The organism is Pseudoalteromonas sp. L1 (assembly GCF_021728095.1).
Lineage (GTDB): Bacteria > Pseudomonadota > Gammaproteobacteria > Enterobacterales > Alteromonadaceae > Pseudoalteromonas.
The window spans coordinates 1,063,111-1,075,372 of record NZ_JAKKCT010000001.1; the positions used below are offsets into that span (position 1 = coordinate 1,063,111).

11 protein-coding genes are annotated in these 12,262 nt (G+C 38.1%); 8 read left to right on the forward strand and 3 right to left on the reverse strand.

The genetic code is table 11. The features are described 5' to 3' along the window. Positions 1-6: 6 nt before the first annotated feature. The 3 genes from L3V38_RS05005 (at position 7) to L3V38_RS05015 (ending at position 2,811) form a co-directional block, all read left to right on the forward strand. A complete protein-coding gene (locus L3V38_RS05005) occupies positions 7-663 on the forward strand; it encodes a 3-oxoacid CoA-transferase subunit B (RefSeq protein WP_054561524.1) in 657 nt (218 codons plus the stop codon). Positions 664-1,042: 379 nt separating this feature from the next. Continuing rightward, entirely contained in the window at positions 1,043-1,921 is an 879-nt protein-coding gene (locus tag L3V38_RS05010) for a LysR family transcriptional regulator (protein ID WP_130149838.1), read from the forward strand. A gap of 467 nt (positions 1,922-2,388) precedes the next feature. Next, positions 2,389-2,811, forward strand: a complete 423-nt coding sequence (locus tag L3V38_RS05015; RefSeq protein ID WP_237118585.1) for a hypothetical protein — start codon at positions 2,389-2,391, stop codon at positions 2,809-2,811. Between the two features lie 126 nt (positions 2,812-2,937). Here L3V38_RS05015 and L3V38_RS05020 read toward each other — a convergent pair whose 3' ends face one another. Beyond that, positions 2,938-3,465 (reverse strand): hypothetical protein, encoded by a 528-nt coding sequence (locus tag L3V38_RS05020; RefSeq protein ID WP_237118586.1) that lies wholly within the window; start codon positions 3,463-3,465, stop codon positions 2,938-2,940. Between the two features lie 546 nt (positions 3,466-4,011). Between L3V38_RS05020 and L3V38_RS05025 the strand changes: the two genes are divergently transcribed. Then, positions 4,012-4,431 carry a hypothetical protein gene (locus L3V38_RS05025; RefSeq protein WP_237118587.1) on the forward strand — a complete coding sequence of 140 codons (420 nt, stop codon included), beginning with the start codon at positions 4,012-4,014 and terminating at the stop codon, positions 4,429-4,431. Positions 4,432-4,509: 78 nt separating this feature from the next. On the opposite strand, the gene L3V38_RS05030 is transcribed toward L3V38_RS05025, so the two are convergent. After that, positions 4,510-5,193: an amino acid ABC transporter substrate-binding protein gene (locus L3V38_RS05030; RefSeq protein ID WP_237118588.1), complete on the reverse strand. Its 684-nt coding sequence runs from the start codon at positions 5,191-5,193 to the stop codon at positions 4,510-4,512. A 165-nt stretch (positions 5,194-5,358) separates the two neighbouring features. Further along, positions 5,359-6,630, reverse strand: coding sequence for a peptide-methionine (S)-S-oxide reductase MsrA (gene msrA / locus L3V38_RS05035; protein WP_237118589.1), 1,272 nt, complete (start codon positions 6,628-6,630; stop codon positions 5,359-5,361). Between the two features lie 157 nt (positions 6,631-6,787). Between msrA and L3V38_RS05040 the strand changes: the two genes are divergently transcribed. The 4 genes from L3V38_RS05040 to asnB all read left to right on the forward strand — a co-directional run bounded on the left by L3V38_RS05040 (position 6,788) and on the right by asnB (position 12,057). Beyond that, positions 6,788-8,308 carry a leucyl aminopeptidase gene (locus tag L3V38_RS05040; RefSeq protein WP_130149832.1) on the forward strand — a complete coding sequence of 507 codons (1,521 nt, stop codon included), beginning with the start codon at positions 6,788-6,790 and terminating at the stop codon, positions 8,306-8,308. A 132-nt stretch (positions 8,309-8,440) separates the two neighbouring features. Then, positions 8,441-9,106 (forward strand): 5-oxoprolinase subunit PxpB, encoded by a 666-nt coding sequence (gene pxpB / locus L3V38_RS05045; RefSeq protein WP_237118590.1) that lies wholly within the window; start codon positions 8,441-8,443, stop codon positions 9,104-9,106. Beyond that, positions 9,103-10,041: a biotin-dependent carboxyltransferase family protein gene (locus L3V38_RS05050; protein ID WP_237118591.1), complete on the forward strand. Its 939-nt coding sequence runs from the start codon at positions 9,103-9,105 to the stop codon at positions 10,039-10,041. Before pxpB ends, L3V38_RS05050 begins: the two co-directional genes overlap by 4 nt. A gap of 348 nt (positions 10,042-10,389) precedes the next feature. Further along, positions 10,390-12,057: an asparagine synthase B gene (asnB, locus tag L3V38_RS05055; RefSeq protein WP_237118592.1), complete on the forward strand. Its 1,668-nt coding sequence runs from the start codon at positions 10,390-10,392 to the stop codon at positions 12,055-12,057. The last annotated feature ends 205 nt before the right edge of the window (positions 12,058-12,262 follow it).

The window sequence follows — 12,262 nt, forward strand, 5'->3', positions numbered from 1 at the left end:
AATAAAATGGCATTATCACGTGAACAAGTTGCAATGCGTGTTGCACAAGAACTACAAGATGGCTATTACGTAAACCTAGGTATTGGTATCCCTACTCTGGTTGCTAACTATGTACCTGACGGTATCGAAGTTATGTTGCAGTCTGAAAATGGTTTATTAGGTATGGGTGCGTACCCAACCAAAGACCAAGTTGATGCAGATATGATCAACGCGGGTAAAGAAACCGTGACAGCAGCCACAGGTGCAGCAATATTTAATAGTGCAGATAGTTTTGCCATGATACGGGGTGGTCATGTAGACTTAACAGTATTAGGTGCATTTGAAGTTGACCAGAACGGTAACATCGCATCGTGGATGATCCCAAAGAAGCTAATTAAAGGCATGGGTGGCGCGATGGACCTCGTTGCTGGCGCAAAGAATATTATTGTTACGATGACTCATGCAAGCAAGCATGGCGACTCTAAGTTATTAGAAAGTTGCACTTTACCGCTAACTGGGGTTAACTGTGTAAAGAAAATCGTAACTGATTTAGCCGTACTAGAAGTTAAAGACGGCGCATTTCATCTAATCGAACGCGCTCCAGGCGTGTCGGTAGACGAAATTATTAGCAAAACGGCAGGCAAATTGCTTGTTGAAGGTGATGTTCCAGAGATGGCTTTTTAAGCCACTCACATCCCATGTACCGACCTCATTCCCAGTGCCAATGGCGCTGAGTTACCCAAAATCCCTCGCAAGAGGGATTTTTTTTATCTATTGATTTACTCTAAGTTGCACCAATTTGTCACATAAATAGTATAAAATGCCCTAACTTTGTGAAGTGAAAGTCTTTGAAGTATAGGGTGTTACCTGTTTCAGAAAACTGCTAAAATCTTTTAAATGCAATAAAAGTAGATTAAACAATCAATTAAAGAGTCTTTTTTATGCATTTGTGCAAATATTAGCTATATTCAACTTTTACTCTCTTACTTTTTACATTTTGGGATAATAATTGCTTAGCAGTTAATTAACTAACAAGCGCTATTGAGACTTACTGAAATTAACTATGCAAACACCTATTCGTGGCTTACGCTCATTTTGTTTTGCTGCACGCACCCTTAGCTTTAAAGATGCTGCAAACCAACTCTACCTTACGCCTTCAGCCGTAAGCCATCAGATCAAACAATTAGAAGAACAATTGGGTATTGAACTGTTTGAACGTCAAACCCGCTCTATCCGCTTAACAGCTGCGGGGAAAAATTTTTATGACTCTGTATCACCGCTTATTAAAGCGCTAGAAAAAACCATTAACGAGTTTAGTCAGTTACAAGAGAACGTAACGATCAGTATTACGCTACCTGAGTTTTTCGCCAGTGAGCTGTTAATGCCAAAACTGAGCGAATGGACTAGCGATCACCCAAATACAAACTTACAGTTAAATACCTTAAAAACGCGTAAAGAGCTAACTAAGCAAAGCGACTTATCGATTGTATTGTCTTCGTCTAAACCGCACGAAGGGGTTGTACATGAGTTGTTTTCGCTATCGTATACGCCAGCTTGCAATAAAGAAAACTGGCAAGCATGGCAAGAAAACCCTTTTCAGGCATTAAATGAAGTTCCTCTAATACTTCATAAGGCGCGTCCCTGGGCTTGGCACCAATGGGCAGAGCATGCTGGTATTGATGACTTTGCACCAAAGCAAATTATTCAGGTTGATAGTATGTTTGGTGTGGCACGTGCTGCGCAACAGGGCATGGGTATTGCCCTAATCCCCTTACCTATCAGTCAGACTTGGTTTGATGAGCAATGGTTATTTAATTTCACTAATATGCCATTAAAAACCAAGGATAAATATTACTTAGTGCAACACGAACCAAGTGAAACCAATGCACAACTAGAACTATTTATAAAATGGATGATTGATACTTTTAAGCACCTTAAGTAGTCATTATGACCCTCAGAGAAACCTGAGGGTTATCTAAATCTTTAATATCTTAAATAACAATCAACTAAGCTTTAACTCGTTTTAGCCCACCTTACCATCAGTAATGAGCGTCTTAGTTATATATAAAAGCCGATTAAACCAATAGCAACTACCAGTACAAGGGTTAGTAAGTCCATTTTCAATCCATCAATAAGCCCTCAACTTAAAGTGGGGACAGTTAGGCTTTTTAAATCATCAAATTATTGTTCAGCTATTTAAAACTCTATACTTTTAATTTACGACAATTTAAGCATAACCCTTATAAACTAATGCATACAGCGCTTAGTCTTAAATTATTACATTAGACTAAAGTCTATAAGTTAATTTTCTTCATCTATTGAGTGTTTTTTTATCGTTTGTTGAATTTTTTCTACTCAACTAAAGTTCAATTGTCGGCACTTGATACCGATATAACAGAGGAAAAGATTATGTTTAGTACACTTATGAAACCCGTTGTAGTTAGCTCTTTATTAACTTGTTCAGCTATGGCAATGGCTGATCAAAGTGACTATAAATTAATGGTAATTGACCAATCGACACAGGCAAGTGCTGAGGTTAACCGTCAATACGAATTAGCATTTAACCAATGTGCGTTAAGTGTTCAAGCAAAGAATTTTACCGAAGCTGAAACGCTTTGTTCAAAGGCAATCAGTTTACTAAATACAAGCAAAGTACCTGCTTATAAACGCCGTGAATTAACGTCATTTGCTTTAAGCAACCGCGGTGTTGCTCGCATCATGTCTGAAAACGACACAGCTGCACTGTCTGACTTCTACGAAGCAGTACAAATTTCAGGTAACGAGTTAGTAGAGCACAACTTAACGCGTGCGAAAAAGAACTTAGCGTTATAAGTTCTCACAGAACTGTGTTGTCTCAAAACCCAGCTTCGGCTGGGTTTTGTCGTTTATGTACTGATCATTTTTTGCTTAGTGCAAAATTCTATTAGCGATTTAGAGATTAAGCTAACGAAGCTTACTTTAAGCTTCAGTCAGTGCCTGTTTGTAACTTAAATCAAAATATTTGAGTAACTGATTCAGATAGTTCAGGTTTATTTGGTTAGGCTTAAAACTTTGTCCCTTTTCTATATTCGCTATGTGCTTTCTTAGCTTTGCTTCGTCTTTAGTCCAAAAAGCGATGTTCCCTAAAACAAAGTCATTCCAATACATTTTTGAATTACTTAAGTCTTCATTGGGATCCAATACTTTTTTTGCGTAAAAAACAGCGTGTTTATAATTACCCGCTAGCCCTTCCATTTGAGCTAAATGCCAAGTTAATGAGCTTTCTTTTGAATTATTATGGGTAATAAAACGTTTAATCAGAATAGCGGCTTCAGCATGACAACCTGATTTTTCAAGTAACCTAAACCCAGCATCGTAAGTCTGATCAAATTGCTGGTATGTAAGATTTAAATCTTCTTTTAATCTTTCTTCAAGCGCAACTTTACAATCAGCAAACACAACATTTGATATAAATAAAAATCCAATTGATAAAAATCCTGTTTTCATAATTCTGTCCTTGTTGTTCTCACTATAGGCTCGTCTATGATTCTTTGACAAAAATTTTAATTGTTTTGCTAAATACCACGATTCTAATATACAAGCATATTTACTCAGGTTCAGAAGCATTTTCAACTTGTAAATATACAGATAACTTTGAAATTTAAATGTCACCTTGAAATGCTTTGTCCATAATCTTTAAAAAGCTATTTTTAACAAAGTTACTAACCAATGGCCACCGTTAAAAAGTTAGCTCGTTTATCAAAACCTATCTCCATATAAAAATCACAGTCTACAGATGCAAATAACGTTTCTATAAATGAGCCAGGCATAAAAATTTATAAGCACTCAGCCAAACTTATTTCAGTTGTTAAAGATACTAGAATCGACATTACATACGCTCAACCTTCATAAAACTCCAAGCTCTGAGTAATTACTCTATAGATTAAATTTCTTCATCTATCAGGTTTAATTTAATCGTTTGTTTAGCTTATAGGAATATTTTAAAGTTCACTCGTTGGCAAGAAACACCAACTTATTCAAAGGAAAACTATCATGTTAAAAACACTTGTAACCACTATTGCACTTAGCTCTTTATTAACTTGCTCAGCGATGGCAGTAGCCGCACAAGCTGATTATAAATTGATGGTTATTGAGCAAGGCCAAACCAACGATAATGCAACCAGCCAATACGAAACTGCCTTCAACCGCTGTGCATTAAGCGTTAAAAAAAAGAATTTTTCAGAAGCAGAAAGCCTGTGTACACAAGCAATTTCTCTTCTAAGTACAAGTAAAGTACCAGGTTACAAACGCCGCGAGTTAACATCGTTTGCACTTAGTAACCGAGGTGTTGCACGCATCATGTCTGAAAACGATACAGCCGCGCTTTCTGACTTTTATGAAGCAGTACAAATTTCTAAAAATGAACTTGTAAACCACAACTTAAGCCGTGCAAAGCAAAACTTAGCGCTGTAGTTGTAAAGGTTCCCCCAACCAAATTGTTGTCGAAAGCCCGGTTCTTGTGTGTTCTGACTGGGCTTTTTTTTGACCTGATTAAAGGCCAATATCAAACTGCTGCTTTAAAGCTCTAACTTGGTCACTGTGGGTAGATAAATATAAATTAAATTGCTCAATAACATCAGGATATTTAACTGTTGAAAGATGGAAACTTTGCACATCTACCGCAAGTTTATCGTGAAAGTACACGGGCACTCTGTTTTCAAACTCTTCTCGCATTTTATAGTTCAAAACATCTTTAGATATGTAAATACAATTTATTCGCTTTAACAGTAATAAAGAAATCAATTCACTGGTATCAGCCGTCTCCACAACGTCTATCTGCTTTTTCATAAAATGTGATTTATAACTTTGCGATGTAAAGCCTCGAACTTTACCTACCCTACTACAGTCCGAAAGCGTGGTACTTTGTTGCAAACTCGCAATGCCTGTAACTGTATCCAAAATAGATTCTGAGTAAATAATGGGGTTAGATTTTGAAAATGTATCTTTAAACGATTTTTGCCACTGCGGATTGTCAGGATATTTAAAATCAATATAGTTTTCAGTAACCAGATCCCTATAAAGACGATTTAAAGGAGCGGGATAAAACTTAACGCTATAACCAAATTCTCTGCTGAATTGTTTAAGCAATTTTTCACTAAATCCTGTGAAGTTAGGCTTTTTACTGTCACTGCCATCGTAATAAGGTAGATACTCTATATTCTCTACACCTATCACGATGGCTTTTAATTCCTTACACACTAATCCATTAGAAAATAAGCACAATTTTAAAATTAACGTATAAATTAGTTTGGTTTTCAACACAAAAAGTATCTAGTTTCTCCAGCCATAGTTTTAGGATAGGCTATAACTATGGTTTCAACTAATTTTTACTAATAACATTTAACTACGCGGAACAAACTCAAGTACTGTTGCATTGATGCAATATCTATCTTGTCCTCTTGGACCTTCCCCCGGAAATAAGTGCCCTAAATGAATCCCTGAGCTTTTCGATTTTAGCTCTATGCGCTGCATACCATAGCTATTATCTTCATGCATCGTTACACTATTTTTAACGGGGTGAGTAAAAGACAACCACCCTGTTCCTGAATTAAACCTATCTCGGGTATCAAATAATGGTGCACCACTTAATTTATCGATAAAAATGCCATCTGGGGTATTTTTAAAAATGTCATATTCCTTACAAAACGGGCTGTCTGTTCTGGAATGAAATGCCACTCTAAAAGCCTCACTGTCCCCCAATTTAAATGCGCCCAATGCTTTGTAAAACTCTTCCTTATTCACATACCCTTGACGCCCATAAACTTCTTTACCATCTTCGATAAATAAAAGTGTGGGTGTTGCCCAAGTAGGTGTGTTAATAACCAAGCCGGCAAGTTGATCAGCATGGCGAAAAGTCATAGGGATTGTGCCCTTGTAAGCATTAGCAACTTCTTTTTTAAATTTTTCGCAATACGGGCAATAGCCTTTAGCATCTATTACTACAATGTGTTTGTTAGCGAGTAAGGCAGTGTTATCTATTTTGGGCTTTTCTAATGGGCTAAATACAACCCCTGTAGAATGATCAGGACAGTAGCCATTCGGATTTTTCTTTATATAGTCTTGGTGATACTCCTCTGCTTTAAAAAACCTATCAAGCGGTTTGATAACCGTTTTAATTTCACCAAAGCCTGCAGATGATAATTTTTTTTGATACTCTTCTTTAAGGCGATTTGCACTAACAAGCTGATTGGAGTTGCTGGTCAGAATAGTCGACCGATATTGTGTGCCAATATCATTGCCCTGCCGGTTAAGCTGTGTGGGATCATGACTTTCGAAGTAATGTTTTAAAAGATCTTCTGTCGTTAATTTGTTGCTGTTATAAGTTACTTTAACTACCTCAGCGTAATTGTTTTCATCAAAACGACGAGAGCTACGTGTAATATTTTTATATGTCGCCTTAAAGCCTTGGCCATCAGCATAACCCGATACCGCATCGAGCACACCGTTGAGGGCTTCATAGCGTTTTTCTGCTCCCCAAAAACAACCCGAACCTAATACTATAGTTTCAATATGCTTAGTTGCATTAGGCAGATCTTCTTTGGCCAAAACGGGACTGATACTAGCAACTGCACTGACGGTGAACCATGCCACCAATAAAGACTTAATTGTCATACTAATTTACCTCGTCATAGCGTGTGTATTTAATAGACCTAAGAGAAATATAAAATATTTCAACTTAAACGCATCCCACGGGCTATTCACCGCTTAAAATTTAACTCTTTAGTGTTAATAGGGTAAAAAAAGCTTTTTTTAACATTGGGATATATAAATGAGAATTGCACATAGCTTATCTGCTCTTGCATTGGGTATAACGCTTGCTACGCAAGTGAATGCAGCAGAGTTCACTTTTAAGCAATCTATTCAAGCAACAGATAACACTTTGGTATTGTTTTTAGACACTGAAACACAAATCGCCAAATTCAATCATTTAGCCTCAGAGACACAAACTCACATCAACAAAGTGATTGATTTTTCAGACTTTGAAGCTAAATATGGTAAGACATTAGAGATCATTGCTCCAAATGGTAGTCAGCATCAACGTATTCTTCTAGTTGGCTTAGGTGAACAAGCAAAGCTAGATGCAGCAAAAATGGCAAAGCTTGGTGGCAATGTACATGCACAGCTACATAAAGCAAAACAAGAAAACGTCAGCCTTGATTTCTCAACAATCACTGATCAAGAAACTAACGCTAAATATGCTGCAGAGTTTGCCCATGGCGCAAATCTACGTGACCACCGCTTTGAAGTTTACAAAAAAGAAAAAGATAGTCACTTAGTGAGCTATACAGTCGATGTAGAAAATATAGACCAAGCGGTCAAAAACCATACTTTACTACAACATATAGAAGAAGGCGTATTTTTAGCTCGCGACTTAACAAGTGAAGTTGCAACTGAAATGACGCCGGCTGATTTTGCAAAAGCTGCAAAAGAACTTAAAAAGTTAGGTGTCAAAATTTCTATTTTAGAACCTAAGCAAATCAAAAAACTTGGTATGGGTGCACTAGAAGCAGTTGGTCGTGGTAGCGAACAAGGTTCACGTTTAGTTGTTGCGCATTATCAAGGAAATAAAAATACACCGATCGCTTTAGTGGGTAAAGGTATTACATTTGACTCTGGTGGTTATAGTCTAAAGACAGGTGCATCAATTGCCCGCATGAAATCAGATATGGCCGGTGCAGCAGCGGTACTTGGAACGGTTAAAGCAATGGCACTAGCAAAAGCTGATACTAATGTCGTTGCAGTAATGGGCATGGCAGCCAATATGGTGTCACAATTTGCCGTTGCACCTGGCGATGTAGTACGTACAGCCGAAGGTCTAAGCGTAGAAATTGTAAACACCGATGCTGAAGGTCGTTTAGTGCTTAGCGATGCAATGTGGTACGCCCGTGATAAATTTAAACCAAGTATTATGGTTGACGTTGCAACATTAACCGGCTCTAAAATTGGTGCTGTAGGTAATGACTATGCTGCCATTTTCTCTGAGGATGACCAATTAGTAGAGCAACTAACGATCGCTGGTAAGCAAGTAAACGAAAATGTATGGCGTTTACCACTAGGCTACGAAGATGCATTAAAGTCTGATATCGCAGACTTAAAAAATATTGGTTCACATGGTCCAGGTGCAACAACAGCAGCTAGCTTCCTGAAAAACTTTGCGGGTGAAACTCGCTGGGTTCACATTGATATTGCCGGAAATGCGCTTAACAGCAAAGCAAAAGATGAGCTTGCTGAAGGCGGCACTGGTTACGGTGTGCGTTTGTTATCTAACTGGCTTCTAAACAACCAGTAACAAAAAGATTGCCTACAACACCAGGTTGTAGGCAATTAACACTCGATTAAAATACAAAAACTGTATTTACATCAACAAATTCGTGCTTTTATGCTATGTTGCTATGACTAATCACTTTTAAATTGGGATGCAATGACTACATACAGCTCGCCATCGATTACTGTACTTACCACTCACTGCATTTATTTTGATGTAAGTCATTCAGAACAGACAATTCTAGAAACACAGAAAAAAGTCTGGGCTTTAGCACAACTCTGCCAACAATCTGGTGATTTTATTGATGTGGTGCCTGCAAACAATAATCTGACTTTATATTTAAACGATCCTTTAAGACGTCAATATTGGTTATCAGCTTTGAATGAACACTGGCTTGAAGTCTCATCATTAAAATTTAACTCTACCCACCATCAGTTATTGACACGGTACGGTGGAGTTCATGGCCCTGATATTAAGCATGTTGCAAACTATCACAACCTAAGTGTGGATGATGTAGTACAATTACATAGTAGTGGCACATACCATGTATTATTTTTAGGATTCCAGCCAGGATTTGCCTATCTAAGTGGTTTAAATAATAAATTATACACACCGAGACGTAGCGATCCTCGTACATCTGTTCCTAAAGGCTCAGTTGCTATTGGTGGTGAACAAACTGGTATCTACCCAGAAACTTCGCCAGGTGGCTGGCAAATTATAGGTCACACCGACTTTAAATTATTTGATATTAATGCTCCCTCTCCTTGCGCTTTTGCGCCAGGTGATACCATCGAGTTTACAATCAAGGAGGTGCTATCGTGATCACCGTTGTTAAACCGGGTATGCAAATGTCTATACAAGATCAAGGACGCACAGGTTCAAGACATTTAGGTATTGGTCAATCAGGTTGTATCGACCCATATGCACAAATTATTTGTAACCGATTAGTCGGTAACCCTGATAATTGCCCTGTACTTGAAATCACGTTAGGTCTTGCCGAAATTAAATTCGATAATGATTACTATATTGCCCTACACGGCACGGATATGAAAGCTACAGTCAATGGTAACCCTATTCAACCAGGCTGGAGTTATTACATAAAAAAAGGCGATGTATTAAAACTTAATGCTGCACGACATGGATTTCGAAGCTACCTTGCTATAGGTGGTATTTGGCAATTACCAACGCCTATATTAGGCTCTTACTCTACCGATTTAACCGCTAAGTTTGGTGGTTTACATGGTAACGCTTTAAACCCTGGTGACAGCATAGACATAACACCACAATACAAAACCAAAATTGGTTTAGGTGCGATGCTTCCACCAAAAAGTACACACATACGCGTTTATGAAGGCCCTCACAATAAATTACTGCCAGAGCAAAGCATCTACAAATTTATTAATCATTCATGGCATATTTCGCCCAGTAGTAACCGCATGGGAGCGAGGTTAAGTAGTGATGAATGCAAATTAGAACATGGTTTATCATTACCTTCTATGGCAGTCATGCCTGGTAGTATCCAGTTGCCACCGAGTGGCGAGCCTATTGTTCTTTTAAATGATGCTCAAACAACCGGTGGTTATCCATTACTAGGTACAGTTATTGAGGCTGATTTGAGGCACTTTGCCCAATTAAAACCGGGGGATTTTTTACACTTTGAATTCGTCAGTTTAAATGAGGCAACTAAAGCACAACAAAAGCTAACTTCTCATCTAAATCAATTAAAAATTGCTCTAGAATATAAAAATAAACAGTAAAATAGTGAGCAGCACCCCTCTGTGCTGCTCAATTTATAGATCTTGTATACACAAGATCACCAGCACAAATTATTTAACCAGTCTACTGCACAAAACCAGTGCAAAGATTAACTAAAAAATAGCTGCTCGCTTTTGGATATAGAGCGATTTCCGATTTATCCATTGTCTATGAGCTTATTGCAAAATAGTTATTGATCATTTTGGTGCAACGCTCACCTATTATGGTGCATATTTTATTCTTAAATATTTAGAAAACCTGTGTGACTTAGGTAATTATTTCTGTTAAAACAAAGGTTCGCAGTTTTAAATTTATGTTAACTGCACACATAATAGGAATGAGGAGTCACTATGTGTTCAATTTTTGGTGTATTAGATATTAAATCTGATCCCACACAATTGCGTGGTCAAGCAATTGAGATGTCAAAACTTTTAAGACACCGCGGGCCAGATTGGTCTGGCGTATATTCGTCTGATAAAGCGATTTTAGTCCATGAACGCCTTGCTATTGTAGGTGTATCAAGTGGTGCCCAACCACTGTATAACCCTGAACGTACTAATATACTTGCTGTTAATGGTGAAATTTATAACCACAAAGAGTTAGCTGCAAATCTAGAAAGCGATTTTACTTTTCAAACGCAATCAGACTGTGAAGTCATATTGGCTTTATACAAGCAAAAAGGTCCTGAATTTTTAGACGATTTAAATGGTATTTTTGCGTTTTGTTTATACGACGAAGAGCAAGATGCCTATTTAATAGGCCGTGACCATATCGGTATTATTCCGCTTTATACGGGTCATGATGAGCATGGTAACTTTTATGTAGCCTCAGAATTAAAAGCACTTTCGCCAATTTGTAAACACATTGAAGAGTTCCCTCCTGGGCACTTCTTATGGAGCAAAGATGGTCAATTACGAAAGTACTACGCCCGCGATTGGCAAAGCTATGATGCAGTAAAAGATAACGATGCAAAAGCAAGTGATGTAAAACAAGGCCTAGAGGCAGCTGTTAAACGTCAATTAATGTGTGATGTTCCTTATGGTGTATTACTATCTGGTGGTTTAGATTCATCAGTTATTTCTGCTATAACGCAACGCTTTGCTGCAAAACGGGTTGAAGATAACGACGAGTCTGATGCATGGTGGCCAAAGCTTCATTCATTTTCGGTTGGGCTTGAAGGTTCACCTGACTTAGCTGCGGCACAAAAAGTAGCTGATATGATTGGCACGGTTCATCACCCTATTCACTTTACTATTCAAGAAGGCATTGATGCACTGCGTGAAGTGATTTACCACATCGAAACGTATGACGTAACAACCATCCGCGCCTCAACACCTATGTATTTAATGGCACGCCAAATCAAAGCCATGGGTATTAAAATGGTGTTGTCGGGTGAAGGTGCTGACGAATTATTCGGTGGTTATTTATACTTCCATAAAGCACCAAATGCACAAGAGTTTCATGAGGAGCTCAATCGTAAAGTATCAAAGCTTCATATGTTTGACTGCTTACGTGCTAATAAATCAATGGCTGCATGGGGGGTTGAAGCACGTGTACCGTTCTTAGACAAGGAGTTTGTTGATGTCGCAATGCGTATCAACCCAGAAGCGAAAATGTGTAAAGACGGCAAAATCGAAAAACACATTATTCGAGAAGCATTCGACGGCTACCTACCAGACGAAGTGCTTTGGCGTCAAAAAGAGCAGTTTTCTGATGGCGTAGGTTATAACTGGATTGATACTTTAAAAGAGTATGTGAATGAGCAAGTGAGCGATCAAGATCTTGCTAATGCGAAGTATAAATATCCGATTAATACGCCTGATTCTAAAGAAGCCTATTTCTATCGTAGTATTTTTGAAGAACACTTCCCAGGTGATGCTGCAGCTAAATGTGTTCCCCATGGCAAGTCTGTTGCATGTTCAACACCTGAAGCTCTAGCTTGGGATGAGTCATTCCAAAACAATGCTGACCCTTCTGGTCGTGCTGCTGGGGTTCACAACGACGCGTACAAAAAATAAGCTTTTGATATTATGCTGCAAGTCACCGCTTGCAGCTATTTAACTAACGTAACAAATTAGCTCCTCGAAAATTTCACTGTCATCAAATAATTATCTACCTGCGCCATAACTGTTTAAATTACATTCAAACAAGCTAAAAAACTGTATTTATTCGGATATTTAGGGACAAAAGCATTTACATTTGTGTACGACCTCCTACACTAAA